This is a genomic window from Streptomyces sp. NPDC096339 (assembly GCF_044762985.1).
Taxonomy (GTDB): Bacteria; Actinomycetota; Actinomycetes; order Streptomycetales; family Streptomycetaceae; genus Streptomyces.
In genome coordinates, this window is record NZ_JBIWFI010000059.1 from 1 (window position 1) to 20,534 (window position 20,534).

Consider the following 20,534-nt stretch of genomic DNA (forward strand, 5'->3'; position numbering starts at 1 on the left):
GCCACGCCTTCCACTCACCCCTGATGGACCCCGCCCTGGAGGAATTCCACGCCGTCGCGGCCGACCTCACCTACCACCCGCCCCGCATACCGATCCTCTCCACTCTCACCGGCCGACTCGCGACGGCCGAAGAACTCGGCTCCCCCGACTACTGGACCCGCCACATCCGCGAGACCGTCCGCTACCACGACGCCGTCCGGACCGCCCTGGGCCTCGGCGCCACGGTCCTGGTGGAGCTGGGTCCGGACGCCGCTCTCAGCGCGGTCACCCCAGGAGCCCTTCCCTCACTGCGCAGGAACCGGCCCGAGGCGCAGACCCTGCTCACCGCGGTGGCGGGCGCCCACGCTGCCGGCACCGTGGTGGACTGGGCCGCGCTGTACCCCGGCACCCGCCCGGCCGCCGATCTTCCCACCTACCCCTTCCAGCGCCGGCGCCACTGGCTGGTGTCCCGCGAGGTGTCGACCGGTCCCGAGCCGCTCGGTCTCCGGGCTGCCGGTCACCCTTTCCTCCCCGGCCTCATCGAACTCGCCGAGGACGGCGGCCTGGTGCTGACCGGCGTGTTGTCGCCGGCCTCGCAGCCCTGGCTGGCGGATCACCGCATCGCCGGCCGGGTGCTGCTGCCGGGGACGGCGTTCGTCGACCTCGCGCTGACGGCAGGTGCGCACGCCGGGGTGTCCCGGCTCGAGGAACTGACCCTGGAAACGCCGCTCCTGCTGTCCGGCGAGGAGCCCGTCCGGCTCCAGGTCACGGTCGGCGCTCCCGGTGAGGGGGCGGCGCGTACCGTCTCCGTCCACACCCGCCCGGTCGACGCCGACGCGGACTCCGACGGGTGGGTCCGGCACGCCTCCGGCCTGCTGGCCCCGTCCGTCGCGGGCACGGCCGATGGCCTGGAGGACGGGCCGTGGGCCGAGCCCTGGCCGCCTCCGGGTGCGCGGGCGGTGGACGGCGACGCGCTGTACGAGGGGCTCGCCTCCCTCGGTTACGCCTACGGCCCCGCGTTCCGTGGAGTACGGCGTGCCTGGCGCCTCGGTGAAGCGTCCTTCGCCGAGCTGGAGCTCCCGCAGGACGCCGTCTCCGGGTCGGACGCGGAGGGTTTCGTCCTGCACCCGGCGCTGCTCGACGCGGCGCTGCACGTCCCGGTGGCCGAGGCGGCCGGCGACGGGGAGGCGGGGCTGCCGTTGCCCTTCGCCTGGTCCGGTGTGGAACTGCACGCAACCGGGGCGACCGTGCTGCGCGTGCGCTGGGCGGAGGGCCGGTTGTCGGCGGTGGACGCGGAGGGGCGGCCCGTCGTGTCCGCCGAGGCGCTCGCGCTGCTGCCCGTGGATCCGGCGCGGCTCGCGCGGAGCGGCGCCGGGCGGGCCCGTGACCTGCACCGCGTGGTGTGGGAGCCGGTCGCGGTGGCGGCGCGGGACGCGGTGTCCGCCGTGCTGGTCGACGCGGTCGCGGAGTTGGCGGGCGTCGCGGCGGATTCCGTACCCCGGGTCGTCGCCGTGCACGTGCCGGCTGGGCGGGGCGCCGCGGCACAGGCCTTGGTGCAGGTGCGCACGTGGCTGGCCGACGAACGCTTCCGGGAGTCTCGGCTGCTGTTCCTCACCCGGGGTGCGATCGCGGCCGCGGCCGGGGACGCGGTGGCGGACCCGTGGGCGGCGGCGGTGTGGGGGCTCGTGCGCTCGGCGCAGTCCGAGCACCCGGACCGGTTCGCGGTCGCGGACATCGACGCGGACGGCGACGCGGACGGCGACGCGGAAGGCACCGGGGACGGTGGCTTCGGGCTGGAGGCTCTCGCCGCCCTGGCCCTCACCGAACCGCAACTGGCCCAGCGGGGCGGAGGTTTGCTCGCCCCGCGTCTGGTGCGCGTCGAGCCCCCCGCGGACGACGAAGCGGGCCCCGGCCTCGACGTCGGTGACCGTACCGTCCTCGTGACGGGAGGCACCGGATCCCTGGGCCGCAGGCTGGCCCGCCATCTCGTGGAGCGGCACGGGGTACGGCATTTGCTGCTCCTCAGCCGGTCCGGGGCGCGGGCACCCGGTGCGGAGGAGCTCAGCGCCCTCCTCGCCCGTTCGGGTGCGACGGTGACCTTCGCCTCGGGGGACGCCTCCGATCACGACGAACTCGTCCGGGTCCTGGCCTCCGTACCGTCCGAGCATCCGCTCGGCGCCGTCTTCCACCTCGCGGGTGCGCTCGACGACGGCACCGTGGACGGCCTGACCGGCGAGCGCCTCGACGGCGTGCTGCGGTCGAAGGCCGATGCCGCCTGGCACCTGCACACACTGACGCGGGATCTCGACCTCGCCGCCTTCGTGCTGTTCTCCTCGGTCAGCGCGCTGGCCGGCACGGCGGGCCAGGCCAACTACGCCGCCGCGAACTCCGTGCTGGACTCCCTCGCCGCGCACCGGCGGGCCGACGGGCTGCCGGCGCTGTCGCTCGCCTGGGGCCTGTGGGACACCGAGGACGGTATGGCGGGGGGTCTGGGTGACGCCGAACGGGCCCGCTGGTCGCGGTCGGGCTTCGCCCCGCTGACCGCCGACGAGTCCCTCGCCCTGCTGGACGAGGCCCTGACCGGGCCCGCGGGCCCGGTGGTTGCCGTACGGCTGGACCTCGCGGCCCTGCGGGACCGGGCTGCGGCCGGGCCGCTTCCCGCGCCCCTGCGGCACCTGGTGCGCACCGCCCTGCGGCGGGCCGCGGCCGGCGGCGGTACGGGGGCCGCGTCGGACGACTCGTGGGCCCGGCGGACGGGTGGGCTGCCCGCGCCGGAGCGCGGCCGCGCCGTCGCCGAGCTGGTCCGAACGACCGTCGCGACGGTGCTGGGACACACCGCGGGCGTCGCGATCGACGCCACCCGGGCGTTCCGCGACCTCGGTTTCGACTCCCTGACGGGTGTCGAGCTGCGCAACCGGCTGGGGGCCTCGACAGGGCTGCGGATCCCGGCGACGGCCGTCTTCGACCACCCCTCCCCCGAAGCGCTCACCGCGTACCTGGAGACGCTGCTGCCGGGCGGCTCCCGCACCCCCGATGACGACCACGGTCCGACGGGGGCGGCCGTGCGGACGGACGACGACCCGGTGGTGATCGTGGGGATGGCCTGCCGCTACCCGGGCGGTGTGGCCTCTCCCGCGGACCTGTGGCGGCTCGTCGCCGACGGCACCGACGCCATCGGCCCCTTCCCCTCCGACCGGGGCTGGGACCTGGCCGGGCTCTACGACCCGGACCCCGACCACCTCGGCACCTCGTACACCCGTGAGGGCGGATTCCTCTACGGGGCGGCCGAGTTCGACGCCGAGTTCTTCGGGATCAGCCCGCGCGAGGCCGTCGCCATCGACCCGCAGCAGCGGCTGCTGCTGGAGACCGCGTGGGAGACCTTCGAGCGGGCCGGGATCGACGCGGGCTCGGTCCGGGGCAGCCGGACCGGTGTGTTCGCCGGGGTCATGTACAACGACTACAGCTCCCGGCTCGCACGGACCCCCGACGACCTGGAGGGGTACGTCCTCACCGGCAACACGGCGAGTGTCGTCTCCGGGCGCCTCGCGTACTCCTTCGGCCTGGAGGGGCCGGCCGTCACCGTGGACACCGCCTGCTCCTCCTCCCTGGTCGCCCTGCACCTGGCGGCGCAGGCGCTCCGCCAGGGCGAATGCGACCTGGCGCTCGCCGGCGGGGTGACCGTCATGGCGCGCCCGGACACCTTCGTGGAGTTCAGCCGCCAGCGCGGACTGTCGGCCGACGGACGGTGCAGGTCCTTCGCGGCTTCGGCCGGGGGCACCGGCTGGTCGGAGGGGGTCGGTCTGCTGCTCGTGGAGCGCCTGTCGGACGCGCGCCGCAACGGGCACGAGGTCCTGGCCGTCGTACGCGGCTCCGCCGTCAACCAGGACGGCGCCAGCAACGGACTCACCGCGCCCAACGGGCCGTCCCAGGAACGGGTGATCCGACAGGCCCTCGCGAACGCCGGGCTGTCGTCGGCCGAGGTGGACGCCGTGGAGGCCCACGGCACGGGCACCCGGCTCGGCGACCCCATCGAGGCACAGGCCCTCCTCTCCACCTACGGCCAGGACCGGCCCACCGAACAGCCCCTCTACCTAGGGTCGTTGAAGTCCAACATCGGACACACCCAGGCCGCCGCCGGAGTCGGCGGGATCATCAAGATGGTCGAGGCCATGCGCCACGGCGTACTCCCGAAGACCCTGCACGTGGACGAGCCCTCCCCGCACGTCGACTGGACCGCCGGCGCCGTCGAACTCCTCACCGACGACACCACCTGGCCCGACCACGGGCGCCCCCGCCGCGCGGCCGTCTCCTCCTTCGGCATCAGCGGCACCAACGCCCACGTCATCCTGGAACAGCCGCAGGAGGAGACCGAATCCACTGCCGCCGAGCCCGCCGACCCCACCGGTCCGCTGCTCCTGCCCCTCTCCGGGCAGAGTCCCGAGGCCCTGCGGGCCCAGGCCGCGCAGCTGGTCGCGTACCTCGGCACGCACCCCGAGGCGTGGGACACGACCGCGCGTACGCTCGCCGCGGGTCGGGCGCAACTGGCCCACCGCGCGGTGGTGATCGCCGGAGCTCCGCAGACGGGGCTCGACGCACTCGCCGCGCTGGCCGGCGGACGGGAGCACCCCGCGCTCGTCGGTGGAGTGGCCGCCGGTGGCGCGGGCACGGCCCTCGTCTTCACCGGCCAGGGCAGTCAGCGCGCCGGAATGGGTCGCGAACTCCACGAGACGTACGACGAGTTCGCCGAGGCCTTCGACGCCGTCTGTGCCGCACTCGATCCACATCTGGACCGCCCGCTGCGCGAGGTCGTCTTCTCCGACGACCCCGCCCTCCTCAACCGCACCGAGTACACCCAGCCGGCGATCTTCGCCCTGGAAACCGCGCTGTTCAGGCTCCTGGAGTCCCGGGGCGTCGTCCCCGCTCAGCTCGTCGGGCACTCGATCGGCGAGTTCGCGGCCGCGCACATGGCCGGCGTACTGGACCTGGACGACGCCGCCCGACTCGTCGCCGCCCGCGGACGCCTCATGGGCAACCTGCCCACCGGCGGAGCCATGACCGCCCTCGAAGCCGGCGAAGAGGAAGTACTGCCCCTGCTCACCGAGCGGGTCTCACTGGCCGCCGTCAACGGACCCGAGGCAGTGGTCGTTTCGGGCGATGAGGACGAAGTCGCCCGTATCGCAGCGCACTTCACCGCACTGGGCCGCCGGACCCGAAACCTCACCGTCAGCCACGCCTTCCACTCACCCCTGATGGACCCGGCCCTTGAGGAGTTCCGCACCGTCGCGGCCGGCCTCGCCTACCACCCGCCCCGCATACCCATCGTCTCCACCCTCACCGGCCGACTCGCGACGACCGAAGAGGTCACCTCCCCCGACTACTGGACCCGCCACATCCGCGAGACCGTCCGCTACCACGACGCCGTCCGGACCCTGGACGACCTGGGCGCCCCGTTCCGCATCGAGGTCGGCCCCGACGCCGTGCTCACCTCGCTGACCTCCGGCACCGTGCCGGTGCTGCGGCGGGGCCGGAGCGAGGCGGAGACGTTCCTGACGGTTCTGGCCACGGCACACGTGGTGGGCGCGGCCTCCATCGGAAGAGGCGTCTCCCCCGCCGGCCGTGTCGCGGTGCGCGGCGCCCGTGACCTGCCCACCTATCCCTTCCAGCGGGAACGGTTCTGGATGGAGGCCGACCCGGCCGGGGAGCCCCGCCTGCTGGGCACTCCCGTCGAACTCGCCGATGGGCGCGGCCTGTTGTTCTCGGGATCCCTCGGGCTCGGTCTCATCCCGTGGCTCGCGGACCACGCCGTCGGCGAGGTCCCGCTCGTCCCGGGCAGCGTGTTCGCAGAGTTGGCCCTCGAGGCCGGCGAGCGGGCGGGCACCCCGGTGGTGGACGATCTCACCCTGGAGGCGGCCCTGTTGCTTCCGGCCTCCGGTGCCGTCGCGCTGCAACTGACGGTGGAGGCCCCGGGCGCCGACGGCCGCCGCCCGTTCGCCGTGCACGCCCGCACCTCCGAGGACACGCCGTGGGTGCGCCACGCCTCGGGCGCGCTCGCCCCCGAGACGACCCGCGACGCAGGGCCCGCCCCCGGTGGTGACCGGCCGCCCGCCGACGCCACGGCGCTCGATGTGGACCGGGTGTACGCCCGGCTGGCCGCGCTCGGGTACGGCTACGGGCCCGCCTTCCGCAATGTGACGGCCGCCTGGCGGTCCGGCGACACCTTGTTCGCCGAGATACGCCTGCCGGATGGACTCGCCGCCACGGGTGGTTCGTTCGGTCTTCATCCCGCGCTGCTCGACGCGGCGCTGCATCTGCTCCCCGTGCGGGACGAGGACTCCGACGCGGTGGTGCTGCCGTTCTCCTGGACGGGACTGCGGTTGCACGCCACCGGGGCCACGGCCCTGCGGGTGCGGCTGGCTCCGGCGGATGCGGGGGCCGGCGGCGCGGTGTCGGTGGTGTGCACGGATCCCGCCGGCGCCCTGGTGGCCTCCGCCGAGGCCCTGGTGCTGAGGCCGCTGCCCGAGGGGGCCCTCGACGGGGCTCCGGCCGTGGCGGCGGTGCCGCTGTACACGGTCGGGTGGCGGCCCGTGAGCACCTCCGCCGTACCGGACCCGGACCGCGCCGCCGCGACCGTACGGGCGTACGTCGGCTCGGACGGGAGCCCGGCCGAGGCGGCCCGCACGGCGCTGGAGCTCGTACAGGACTGGCTCGGGTCGGACCGGCCGGCCGGTGCGCGACTCGCGCTGATCACGCGGGGCGCGGTCGCGGCGCGCGAGGGCGAGCGGCTGCCGGGGCTGTCGGCGGCGGCGGTGTGGGGGCTGGTGCGTACGGCGCTGAGCGAGCACCCCGGGCGGTTCGTGCTGGTGGACACGGACGGTGGCGACGCCCCGTCGGCGGTGCTGGAGCAGGCGCTCGGTACGGACGAGCCGCAGCTCGCGGTGCGCGGCGGCACGGTCCTCGTGCCACGGCTGTCGCCCGTGCCGCCGCCGGTGTCCGAGGCCCCGGCCGGCGCCGCGGGCCCGTGGCGGACGGACGGAACGGTCCTGGTCACGGGGGCGACCGGCGCGCTGGGCGCACTGGTCGCCGAGCACCTCGTCACCCGTCACGGGATCCGCGGTCTGCTGCTGGCGAGCCGGCGGGGTCCGGCGGCGCCGGGGGCGGCGGAGCTGGCCGACCGGCTCACCGCGCTCGGCGCCGAGGAGGTCACCCTCGCGGCCTGCGACACCGCGGACCGCGAGGCACTGGCCGCCCTCCTCGACTCCGTCCCCGCCGACCGCCCCCTGACGGCGGTCGTGCACGCGGCCGGAGTGCTCGACGACGGGATCGTGGAGGAACTCACCCCCGCCCGGCTGGAGTCCGTACTGCGGCCGAAGGCGGACGCGGCCTCGCTGCTGCACGAGCTGACCGCGGAACGGGGCCTGGAGCTGGACGCGTTCGTCCTGTTCTCCTCCGTCTCCGGGGTGACCGGCACCGCCGGGCAGGCCAACTACGCGGCAGCCAACACGTACTTGGACGCCCTGGCGCAGCACCGGCGGGCACTCGGGTCGGCGGCGACCTCGCTCGCCTGGGGTCTGTGGGACACGGGCACGGGGATGGGCGGCGAGCTCGCCGCGGCCGATGTCGCCCGTATCGCCCGCACCGGCATCGCCCCCCTGAGCACCGCCCAGGGCCTCGGCCTGTTCGATGCGGCCCTCCTGTCACGGGAGCCGCTGCTCGTGGCATCCCGCTTCGCGTTCCCGGCGCTGGAGGCGGCGGGAGCGGAGGTCCCGGCTCCGCTGCGTTCCCTGGTGCGGGGCAGCCGGCGGCGTGCCGCCGCCCCGGGCGCGCCCGCGGCCGCCGGGGATCTCGCGGCGCGGCTGTCCGGGATCACCGCGCAGGACGCCGAGCGGGAGCTGCTGGCCCTGGTCCGGTCCACGGCCGCGACGGTGCTGGGGCACTCGGGCGGGGACGCCGTCCCGGCGGGGCGGGCCTTCACCGACCTGGGCTTCGACTCCCTGGCCGCCGTCGACCTGCGCAACCGGCTGGGTACGGCGACCGGGCTGCGGCTGCCGACGACCCTCGTCTTCGACCACCCGACGCCCGCCTCGTTGGCCGGACGGCTGCTCACCGAGTTGCGGGGCGCACCGCGAGGTGCGGCGGGCGAGACCGGTAGGGCCCTGCCCGGTCCGGTGCCGGGTGCGCTGCCCGGCGAGGACCCGATCGCCATCGTGTCGATGGCCTGCCGGTTCCCGGGCGGGGTGGAGTCCCCCGAGGACCTGTGGAGGCTCGTCTCCGACGGGACCGACGCCGTCACGGGCTTCCCCACCGACCGCGGCTGGGACCTGTCCGCGCTCTACGACCCGGAGGGAAGCGCGCCGGGCACCTCGTACGCCCGTGAAGGCGGATTCCTGCACGGGGCGGCCGAGTTCGACCCGACCTTCTTCGGGATGAGCCCGAGGGAGGCGCTGACCACCGACCCGCAGCAGCGGCTGCTGCTGGAAACGGCGTGGGAGGCCTTCGAGCGGGCCGGTATCGACCCAGAGGGGCTGCGCGGCAGCCGGACGGGGGTGTTCGCGGGCGTCATGTACAACGACTACGGTGCCCGGCTGCACCAGGGCGAGAACGCCCCCGAGGGCTTCGAGGGCTATCTGGTCAGCGGCAGCGCGGGCAGCGTCGCCTCGGGCCGGGTGGCCTACACCTTCGGCCTGGAGGGGCCGGCGGTGACCGTGGACACGGCCTGCTCCTCATCCCTGGTCGCCCTGCACCTGGCGGCCCAGTCGCTGCGCAGCGGCGAATGCGATCTCGCGCTGGCCGGCGGGGTCACCGTGATGGCGAGCCCCGCGACCTTCGTGGAGTTCAGCCGGCAGCGGGGACTGGCCGCCGACGGCCGGTGCAAGCCCTTCGCGGCGGCCGCCGACGGCACGGGCTGGGGCGAGGGCGCCGGTCTGCTGCTGGTGGAACGCCTCTCGGACGCCCGGCGCAACGGGCACCGGGTCCTCGCCCTGGTGAGCGGTACGGCCGTCAACCAGGACGGCGCCAGCAACGGCCTGACGGCGCCGAACGGGCCCGCGCAGCAGCGGGTCATCCGCCAGGCCCTGGCGGCGGCCGGGGTCTCGGCCGCCGAGGTCGACGCCGTCGAGGCGCACGGGACGGGAACCCGGCTCGGCGACCCGATCGAGGCCCAGGCCCTCCTCGCGGTGTACGGCGCCGAACGGCCCTCCGGGCAGCCGCTGCTCCTCGGCTCGGTCAAGTCCAACATCGGGCACACCCAGGCCGCCGCCGGCGTCGCCGGGGTGATCAAGACCGTGCTGTCGATGCGGCACGGGGTGCTCCCCCGCAGCCTGCACGTCGACGCGCCGTCCCCGCACGTCGACTGGTCGGCGGGGGCGGTGGAGCTGCTGACGGATTCCGTGCCGTGGCCGGAGCACGACCGCCCGAGGCGGGCCGCCGTGTCCTCCTTCGGCATCAGCGGCACCAACGCCCACGTGGTGCTGGAGCACGTACCGGACCCGGTCGCCGACGCCGCCCTCCCCGACCGCAGGCCGGCCCGGGACACGACGGTCGACCGCTCCCTGCCGTGGGTGCTGTCCGGGCACACGCCCGAGGCGCTGCGGGCCCGGGCCGGGCAACTGCACGCGTACCTGTCGGCACACCCGTCCGCGTTCGCGTCCGAGCACCTGCCCGCGCACCCGTCCACGCACCCGTCCGAACACCCGGAGGCCGGGCCCGAGGCCGCTCCGGCCGCCGTCGCCCGCGCCCTCGCCACGGGACGCGGCGCCCTGGAGCACCGCGCCGCGTTCGCCGCGGCCGGCCGGGACGAGGCGATGGCGGCGCTGGGCCGGCTGGCCGAGGGCGACGGGAGCCGTGCCGCCGTCGGGACGGCGCCCGCCGATCCGCCGCGCTCCGCGTTCCTGTTCACCGGACAGGGCAGCCAGCGGCTCGGAATGGGCCGCGAACTGTACGAGACGCAGCCGGTGTTCGCCCGGGCCTTCGACGCCGCCGTCGCGGCCCTCGATCCGCACCTCGACCGGCCCCTGCGGGACGTCGTCTTCGGGGACGACCCCGAACCGCTCGGGTGGACCGGCTACACCCAGCCCGCCCTGTTCGCGCTGGAGACGGCCCTCTACCGGCTGGTGACCTCCTGGGGCCTGGCTCCCGACCTGGTCGCGGGGCACTCCATCGGCTCGGTGGCCGCCGCCCACGCCGCGGGGGTGCTGACCCTGGAGGACGCGGCCGCCCTGATCACGGCCCGCGGCCGGCTCATGCAGGCGGTGCCGCCGGGCGGCGCGATGGTGGCCCTGTCCCTCGACGAGCAGTTGGCGACTGCCCTGCTGGCCGGACACGAGGCCACGGCCTCGCTGGCCGCGGTCAACGGCCCGCGCGCCATCGTGGTCTCGGGTGCCGAGGACGCCGTACGGGAGATCGCCGCCCGGGCGGCGGAGCTCGGGGCGAAGACCAGGTGGCTGACGGTCAGCCACGCCTTCCATTCGCCGCTCATGGATCCGGTGCTGGATGAGTTCCGGGAGGTCGTCGCCGGCCTCGCCTTCCACCCTCCCCTCATCCCCCTGGTCTCCGACCTGACGGGCCGCGTCGCGACCGCGGAGGAACTCGCCTCGCCCGACTACTGGGCCCGGCACCTGCGCGGCACGGTGCGCTTCGCCGACGTCCTGCGCACCCTGCGCGAGGAGGGCGCGGAGCTCTTCCTCGAACTGGGTCCGGACGCCGTGCTGTCCACGATGGCCGCCGACACGCTGACCGACGTGCGTCCGGTCGCGGCGCTGCGCCGGGACCGGACCGAGTCCGCCTCCGTGGCCGAGGCGCTGGGCGGCCTGTGGGCCGGTGGCGCGGCCGTCGACTGGGCCGCCGTCTTCGGCGCCTCCGGCCCGGCCACGGCCGGCGTTCCCGGCCTTCCCACGTATCCCTTCCAGCGGGAGCGCTACTGGCTGGACGTACCGTCGCGGCCGCGCGGGGACCTCGGCGGAGCCGGTCTCGACGCCTCCTCGCACCCGCTGCTGGGGGCCGCCGTCGAACTCGCGGACGGCTCGGGCACCGTGCACACGGGACTGCTGTCCCCGCGGACGCAGCCCTGGCTCGCCGACCACGCCCTGCTGGGCACCGTGGTCGTCCCGGGTGCGGCCCTGCTGGACCTGGCCCTGCACGCGGGCCGGCGGGCCGGCACTCCCGTGGTGGCCGAACTGACCTTGCAGGCGCCGCTGTTGCTCGAACCGGAGGGTGGCGCGCAGCTCCAGGTCACCGTCGGCGCGGCCACTGCCGACGGCAGCCGCCCGGTGGTGGTCCACGCCCGGGAGGACGGCACGGACGCCGGGTGGACCGAGCACGCCTCGGGCACCCTGGCGGTGTCCGGGCCCCCGGCCGAGGAGCCGGCGGCGGAGCTGTCCGGGGCCTGGCCGCCGCCCGGCGCGGTTGCGGTCGACGTCTCGTCCGCGTACGAGGATCTCGCCGCTCTCGGGTACGGGTACGGCCCCGCGTTCCGGGCGCTGCGCGCGGCCTGGCGCCACGACGGCACCTGGTACGCCGAGCTGGCACCGCCCGCGGGTACGCAGGACGGACCGGGCGGGGGTCACGTGCTCCATCCGGCGCTCCTCGACGCCGCACTGCACCCCCTGGCCCTGGAGGGGCGCGGGGAGGGCGGTGGACTGCGGGTGCCGTTCGCGTGGAGCGGCGTGCACGCCCACGACGGCTCGGCGCGCGGGCCGCTGCGGGTGCGGCTGGCCCCCTCGGGGCCGGACCGGGTCGCGCTCCTGCTGACCGACGGGGAGGGCGTTCCGGTGCTGTCCGCGCAGGGGTTGACCGTGCGCGAGGGCGACCCCGGCCGGCTGGTCGCGGGCCGTCCGGCCCGTGGGGGCGGGCTGTACCGGGTGGAGTGGGCCCCGTCGGCGGGTGCCGCGTCGCCCGCCGAATGGGCCTTCCACGAGGAGTCCGGCGCGGACAGCCCGTACGTGGTGCTGGACGCGGGCCAGGGCGGCCGCCCGGTGTCCGCGTACGGCGTCCTGGAGCTGCTGCGGGCCTGGCCCGCGGACGCGCGTTCCTCGGCGGCGCGGCTCGTCGTGCTGACCCGGGGCGCGCTCGCCGTCGGGGAGGAGGGGGTCGGCGCGCTGGAGCAGTCCCCGCTGTGGGGGCTGGTCCGTACGGCGCAGAGCGAACTCCCCGGCCGGTTCGTCCTGGTGGACTCCGACGGCGCCGAGGCGTCGTGGGCCTCGCTCGGCCGGGCGCTGGCCTCGGGCGAGCCGCAGCTCGCGCTGCGGGAGGGCAGGGCCTACGCACCCCGCCTGGCGGCGGTGCCCGCGCCCGCGGACGGCGGGGCCGAGGCGGGTACGCCGCTGCGTACGGACGGTACGGTCCTGCTCACCGGGGCGACGGGGGCGCTGGGCGCACTGGTCGCCGAGCACCTCGTCACCCGCCACGGGATCCGCCGGCTCCACCTGACCGGTCGCCGCGGTCCCGACGCGCCCGGCGCCCGGGAACTCGCCGAGCGGCTCACCGAGCTCGGCGCGGAGGAGGTCCTCCTCACGGCCTGCGACACCACGGACCGCGGGGCGCTGGCCGCCCTCCTCGACGGGATCCCCGCCGACCGGCCGCTGACGGCCGTGGTCCACGCGGCCGGTGTGACCCGCGACGGCACCCTGGACTCGCTCACCGAGTCCGATCTGGCGGCGGTCCGGGGGCCGAAGGCCGACGGGGCCCGGCACCTGCACGAGCTGACCGTGGAACGGGGCCTGGAGCTGGACGCGTTCGTCCTCTTCTCCTCCGTCGCCGGTCTCCTCGGCAATCCGGGGCAGGCCAACTACGCCGCCGCCAACACCTACCTGGACGCCCTCGCCCAGCACCGGCGGTCGAGCGGGCTGCCCGCGGCCTCCCTCGCCTGGGGCCTGTGGGACACCGAAACCGGCATGGGCGGCGCCCTCGGCGCCGCCGACCTGGCCCGGATCACCCGCACGGGCGTCGCCCCGCTCACCACCGCCCAGGGCCTCCACCTGTTCGACAGCGCGCTGGGTGCGGGTCTGCCCGTGGTGGCCCCCGTCCGGCTGGACACCACCGCGCTGCGGCTGTCCGGCGACCGGGAGCGGATCCCGGCGGTGCTGCGGGATCTCGTACCGGTTCCCGCACCCCCGGCTGCCGCGGAGGCGGCGGCTCCGGCGCGGGAGGCCGGGGCCCCGTGGATACGGAAGCTGGCCGAGGCTGCGCCGGCGGACCGGCACCGGATCGCGCTGGACCTGGTACGGGCGACGGTCGCCGAGGTCCTCGGCCACCCGCCGCACCACCCGGTCCCCGTCGACCGGGGGCTGCTCGACCTGGGCTTCGACTCGCTCACCGCCGTGGAACTGCGCAACCGGCTCGGTGCCGAGACGGACCTGCGCCTGCCGACCACACTGCTCTTCGACCAGCCGACGGCGAGCGCCCTCGCCGCACACCTGCTGGCCGCCCTCGCGCCGCGCCTGCCCGGTGGGGCCGCGGCGGCCCTCGCGCGGATCGCCGAATTGGAGGCGTCCTTCGACGGCGCCGACCTGGACGACGAGGCGCTCGCCCGGATCACCGACCGCCTCACGGCGGTGCTGGGCCGGCTCCGTCCGCGCGACGAGGCCCCCGGGGAACCGAACACGACCGTACTTCTCGACGACGCCTCCGACGACGAGCTCTTCCGGCTCATCGACGGCGGCCTCGGCTCCGAGTGACCAGCAACAAGAGGAGAGTTGACGTCGCATGACGAACGAGGACAAGCTCCGCGACTACCTCAAGCGCGTGACCGCCGACCTGTTGGAGACGCGGGAGCAGCTGAGCCGCGCCGAGGCGGAGCGGCACGAGCCGATCGCCATCGTCGGCATGGCCTGCCGCTACCCGGGCGGCGTGCGCTCGCCGGAGGACCTGTGGCGGATCGTCTCCTCCGGTACGGACGCCATCTCGCCCTTCCCGGAGAACCGCGGCTGGGACACGGCCGCCCTGTACGACCCCGATCCGGAGCGGACGGGCAAGTCCTACGCCCGTGAGGGCGGATTCCTGCACGACGCCGACCAGTTCGACCCCGCCTTCTTCGGGATCAGCCCGCGCGAGGCCGTCGCCATCGACCCGCAGCAGCGGCTGCTGCTGGAGACGGCGTGGGAGACCTTCGAGCGGGCCGGGATCGACGCCCGCACGCTGCGCGGCTCGCGCACGGGGGTCTTCGCTGGGGTGATGTACGGGGACTACGGCGGCCGGATCCGGAAGGCCCCGGACGGGCTGGAGGGGTACATCGGCACCGGCAGCGCCGGCTCCATCGCCTCGGGCCGGCTGTCGTACACCTTCGGCCTGGAGGGTCCGGCGGTGACGGTGGACACGGCGTGCTCCTCGTCCCTGGTGGCGCTGCACCTGGCGGTGCAGGCGCTGCGCGGCGGCGAGTGCGACCTGGCGCTGGCGGGCGGTGCGACGGTCATCGCCTCGCCGGGCCTGTTCGTGGAGTTCAGCCGCCAGCGGGGGCTGTCCGCCGACGGCCGGTGCAAGGCGTTCGCGGCGGCCGCCGACGGCACGGGCTGGGGCGAGGGGGTGGGGCTGCTGCTCGTGGAGCGGCTGTCGGACGCCGTGCGCAACGGCCACGAGGTGCTGGCCCTCGTACGGGGTTCCGCCGTCAACCAGGACGGTACGAGCGGGCAGCTGTCGGCGCCGAACGGTCCCTCGCAGCAGCGGGTGATCCGGCAGGCGCTGGCCGATGCCGGTCTGTCGTCGGCCGAGGTGGACGCCGTGGAGGCACACGGCACGGGCACCCGGCTCGGCGACCCCATCGAGGCCCAGGCCCTCCTCTCCACCTACGGCCAGAACCGGCCCGAGGGCCGTCCGCTGCTCCTGGGGTCGTTGAAGTCCAACATCGGACACACCCAGGCCGCCGCCGGAGTCGGCGGGATCATCAAGATGGTCGAGGCCATGCGCCACGGGCTGCTGCCGAAGACCCTGCACGTGGACGAGCCCTCCCCGCACGTCGACTGGACCGCCGGCGCCGTCGAACTCCTCACCGACGACACCACCTGGCCCGACCACGGGCGGCCCCGCCGCGCGGCCGTCTCCTCCTTCGGCATCAGCGGCACCAACGCCCACGTCATCCTGGAGCAGCCGCAGGAGGAGGCCGGGAGCGTCGATGCGGCGGCCGGGGGGACGGACGGCGGTTCGGCGCCGTGGGTGGTGTCGGGTCACAGCGAGGACGCGCTGAGGCAGCAGGCCGAGCGGCTCCGCGAGTACGTCGAGGCACGTCCGGACCTCGAACTCGGCTCCGTGGCCCATGTGCTGGCGACGGGACGTTCCCACCTGGACCACCGCGCGGTGGTCGCACACGACGGCCGCGAGTCCCTGACGACGGCCCTCGACGCACTCGCCGCCGACGAGCAGCATCCCGATGTGGTGCGGGGTGTGGTCACGCCGCTCGGCAGGACCGTGTTCGTGTTCCCCGGCCAGGGCTCCCAATGGGACGGCATGGCCCGCGAACTCCTCACCACCTCACCCGTCTTCGCCGAACACCTCACCCTCACCGCCCAAGCCATCCAAACCCACACCGGCTGGAACCTCATCGACGTACTCAACAACCACCCCGACGCACCCCCCACCACCCGCGTCGACGTCATCCAACCCGCCCTCTTCGCCGTCATGACCAGCCTCGCCAAACTCTGGCAACACCACGACATCCACCCCGACGCCGTCATCGGACACTCCCAAGGCGAAATAGCCGCCGCCTACATCGCCGGCGCCCTCACCCTCACCGACGCCGTCAAAATCGTCACCCTCCGCTCCCACACCCTCCACACCCTCGCCGGCACCGGAGGCATGGCCCACATCCCCCTCCCCGCCCACCAAACCCGAACCCACCTCACCCACCACACCGACCTCCACATCGCCGCCCACAACGGCCCCCACTCCACCGTCATCGCCGGCAACCCCACCCAACTCAACGAGCTGGTCACCACCCTCAACGACACCCACAACACCCGCGCCCGCACCATCGACGTCGACTACGCCTCACACACCCCCCACGTCCACCCCCTCAAAGACCAACTGGCAGAACTCCTCGCCGACATCACCCCCCGCAAAAGCACCATCGCCTTCTACTCCACCCTCCACGGCGGCCTCATCGACACCACCACCCTCACCGCCGACTACTGGTACGAAAACCTCGCCAACCCCGTCCTCTTCGAACCCACCATCCAAAAACTCATCACCGACGGACACACCACCTTCATCGAAACCAGCCCCCACCCCACCCTCACCACCGCCATCCAAGACACCACCGAAACCCTCGACACACCCACCACACCCCTCATCACCGGCACCCTCCGCCGCGACCACGGAACCCTCACCCACTTCCACCACAACCTCGCCACCCACCACACCCACGGCACCCCCACCACCTGGCACACCACCCCCACCACCACACCCCCCAACCTCCCCACCTACCCCTTCCAACACCACCGCTACTGGCTGGAAGACGCGGCGACCGGTGGGGATCCCGAGAGCCTCGGCCTGCACACCACGCAGCACCCCCTGCTGACCGCCGCCACCACCCTGGCCGACGGTGACGCGCTCCTCCTCACCGGCCGGATCTCCACGCACACCCACCCCTGGCTGGACGACCGCACCCTGAACGGCACCGTCCCCTTCGAGCTCGCCCTCCAGGCCGGCCGCGTGCTCGGGGGCCTCGGGGTGTCCCGGCTCGCGCTCGGTGAGGGCGTGGTGCTGCCCCCGGCCGGCGGGGTCGACGTACAGCTCACCGTCGCGGCCCCCGGCACCTCCGGTGAGCGGGAGTTCGGTCTGCACGTCAGGCCGTACGAGGACAGCGCCGACGACGACGCGCTCCACCGTCCCTGGGCGGCGCTGGCGACCGGGCTGCTGACCGCCGGATCCCGCCCGGAGGCCGCGAAGGCGGCGGAGGCTCCGCAGACGCTCGCCTCCTGGCCCCCGGAGCGGATCGCGAACGGCACGCGGTACGCCGAGTTCGCCCTGCCCGAGGACATCGCCGGCGAGGCCGGACGGTACGCACTGCATCCCGCACTCCTCGACGCCGCCCTGCGGGCCGCGCTGACCGCCTCCGACGAGGACGCGGTCCCGGCCGTCTGGGAGGGGGTGGCCCTGCACGCCGTGGGTGCCGGGGCCCTGCGCGTCGTCCTCACCCCGCGCGGGGAGGGCTACGCGCTGCGGGTCGCCGACTCGACGGGCGCGCCCGTGGCCACCGTCGACCGGGTCGAACCGCGGCCCCTGGTGCGGTCCGCCGCAGGACGCGCCGACTGGCTGCTGGGGCTGGACTGGCCCCGGCTCGACGCCGTGCCCGAGCCGGTCGCGCGCTCCGGCGGCTGGACCGTGGACGGGCCGGCCGTCGAGGGGCTCGAAACGGCGCTCGGCTCGGCGCCGGCCGACTGGCCCGGTCCCGAGGAGGAGGCCGGGGTGGCCCCGGAGTTGGTTCTGCTGACGGCTCCCGACGCCGCCTCGCTCCTGCCCCGGCTCCAGCTGCTGCTCGCCTCGCCGGACGCCGCCGAGAGCCGTCTCGTGGTGCTGACCCGGCACGCGGTGGCGGCGCGGCCGCAGGACGTACAGGATCTGGCGCCGGCCTCGATCTGGGGTCTGGTGCGTGCGGCTCAGTCCGAGCACCCGGGCCGGATCACCGTGCTCGACCTCGACGGGGAGGCGTCGTCGCTGCTCGCGCTGGACTCCGCCCTGGCCACCGCGGAGCCTCAGCTCGCGTTGCGGGACGGGGTGGCGCACGTACCGCGGCTGACTCGGGGTACGACCGCCCTGCCGGAGGATTCCGGTACGCCCGGTGCCGCGGCCGTCCCGGTCGCTGCCGGGACGCTCGTCCTGTCCGGTGACGGCGACCTGGCGCAGGCCGCCGCCGAGTACTTCGTCCGGACCCAGGGCGTGCGGAGCCTGCTCCTCCTCGGCGCCGACACCGACTGGGCCGCCGCGTACGCCGCCGAGGGCGTCGACGTACGGATCGCCGACGGCACGGCCGCCGACCGCGAGGTCCTCGCCGCGGCCCTCGACGGGCTGCCCGCCGAGCGGCCGCCGGTCGCCGTGGTCCACGTCGCGCCGGAGACGCCGGGAACGGTGCTGCTGTCCACCGATCCCGAGCGGTTCGACGCCGGGCTGCGGGCCACCGCGGACGCCGCGTGGAACCTCCACGAGCTGCTGCTGGGCGTGGAGACGGCCTCGTTCACCGTTCTGGTGCCGGACGTGTCCGCCTCCTTCGGCGGTACCGGGCGGGCCGCCGCCGCGGCGGCGGGCGCCCACCTCGACGCGCTGGTCCTGCACCGGCGCGCCCTGGGCCTTCCGGGTACGTCGATCGCCTGGGGGCCGCGTGCCGTCACCCGGGACCCGGCCTCCCGCGGCCTGGCGCCCTTCCATGACGGGCACGTCGGCGAACTGCTGGCCCTCGCCCACCGCGACCCGGACCGCGCCGTGCTCGTCGCGGCCCGGCTGAGCCGGGCCGCGCTGGTGGAACAGGCCGAGGCGGCTCTGCTCCCGGCCGTGCTCGGCTCCCTGGTCCACGTCGTGCGCGGTGCCGCGGCGGGATCGGCCGCGGCCGCCGGGACCCTGGCGTCCACGCTGGCCGCGCTCGCCCCGGCCGAGCAGCTCCGTACCCTGCTCGACCTGGTGCGGGCGCAGGTGGCGGGGGTGCTGGGGCACTCGGCGCGGGACTCCGTCGATGCCTCACGGGCCTTCAAGGACCTCGGGTTCGACTCGCTGACCGCCGTCGAGCTGCGCAACCGGCTGAACACGGCGACCGGGCTGCGGCTGCCCACCACCCTGGTCTTCGACCACCCGTCCCCGGGGGCCCTGGCGGCCCACCTGCGCACGGAACTGGTCGGCGGGGCGGAGCGCGCGGACGGAACCGGGAGCCGCGGGGGTGCCCACGACGGCGAGCCCATCGCCATCGTGTCGATGGCCTGCCGCTATCCGGGCGGGGTCCGCACCCCGGAGGAGCTGTGGGAGGTGGTCGCGTCGGAGAGCGACGTGATCTCCCCGTTCCCGACGAACCGGGGCTGGGACCTGGACCGGCTCTTCGATCCCGACCCCGCGCACCCGGGTACCTCGTACGCCCGTGAGGGCGGATTCCTGCACGATGCCGACCAGTTCGACCCGGCGTTCTTCGGGATCAGCCCGCGCGAGGCGACGAGCATGGACCCGCAGCAGCGGCTGCTGCTGGAGACCGCGTGGGAGGCCCTGGAGCGGGCGGGCATCGACCCCACCTCCCTTCAGGGGTCGCGGACGGGGGTGTTCGCCGGGGTCGTCTACACGGACTACGGCTCGCGGGTGAAGCTCCCGGCCGACATGGAGGGGTACCTCGGGATCGGCAGCGCCGGCTCCATCGCGTCCGGCCGCATCGCGTACACCCTGGGCCTGGAGGGTCCGGCGGTGACGGTGGACACGGCGTGCTCCTCGTCCCTGGTGGCCCTGCACCTGGCGGTGCAGGCGCTGCGCAGCGGGGAGTGCGACCTGGCGCTGGCGGGCGGTGCGACCGTACTGGCCAATCCGGACATCTTCATCGGCTTCAGCCGGCAGCGCGGCCTCGCCCGGGACGCACGGTGCAAGGTCTTCGCCGCGGCCGCGGACGGCACGGCCTTCGGTGAGGGCGTCGGCCTGCTGCTGGTGGAGCGGTTGTCGGACGCCCGGCGCAACGGGCACCAGGTGCTGGCCCTCGTACGGGGGACGGCGACGAACCAGGACGGTGCCAGCAACGGGATCACCGCGCCGAACGGTCCTTCGCAGCAGCGGGTGATCCGGCAGGCGCTGGCCGATGCCGGGCTGACGGCCGCCGAGGTGGACGCGATGGAGGCCCACGGGACGGGGACGACGCTGGGCGACCCCATCGAGGCCCAGGCCATCGTGGCGACGTACGGCCAGGACCGGCCGGCCGAACAGCCCCTCTACCTGGGGTCGTTGAAGTCGAACATCGGGCACACCCAGGCCGCCGCCGGAGTCGGCGGGATCATCAAGATGGTCGAGGCCATGCGCCACGGCGTACTCCCGAAGACCCTGCACGTGGACGAACCCACCCCGCACGTCGACTGGGCCGCCGGCGCCGTCGAGTTGCTCACCGAGGCCCGGGAGTGGACGCCGAACGACCGGCCGCGCCGCGCCGGGGTCTCCGGCTTCGGAATGAGCGGAACGAACGCCCACGTGGTGCTGGAGGAGGCTCCGCCGATCGAGCCGGCCGAGGTCGCCCCGGCCGAAGTCGCCCCGGCCGGGGCCGTCGCCTCGCCGTGGGTGCTGTCGGGCCACAACGAGGCCGCCCTCGTGGACCAGGCCAGGCAGCTGAGGGAGTACGTCGGCGCGCACCCGGACGTCGAACTCGACGCACTGGCCCATGTCCTGGCCGGCGGCCGCTCGCTCCAGGACCGGCGGGCCGTGATCACCCACGACGGGCGTGCGGGGCTGGAGACGGCCCTCGACGCACTGATCGGCGGAAGCGATCACGCCGATGTGGTGCGGGGTGTGGTCACGCCGCTCGGCAAGACCGTGTTCGTGTTCCCCGGCCAGGGCTCCCAATGGGACGGCATGGCCCGCGAACTCCTCACCACCTCACCCGTCTTCGCCGAACACCTCACCCT

Annotated in this window: 1 protein-coding gene and 1 pseudogene; both read left to right on the forward strand. The window is 75.2% G+C overall.

The window, feature by feature from the left end:
* Positions 1-23: 23 nt before the first annotated feature.
* Positions 24-13,649: pseudogene (locus ACIQ5Y_RS38725) on the forward strand (SDR family NAD(P)-dependent oxidoreductase); the annotation flags it as partial.
* 67 nt (positions 13,650-13,716) lie between these two features.
* Positions 13,717-20,534 (forward strand): beta-ketoacyl synthase N-terminal-like domain-containing protein (locus tag ACIQ5Y_RS38730; RefSeq protein ID WP_403891882.1); only part of this gene is annotated, 6,818 nt, incomplete at its 3' end.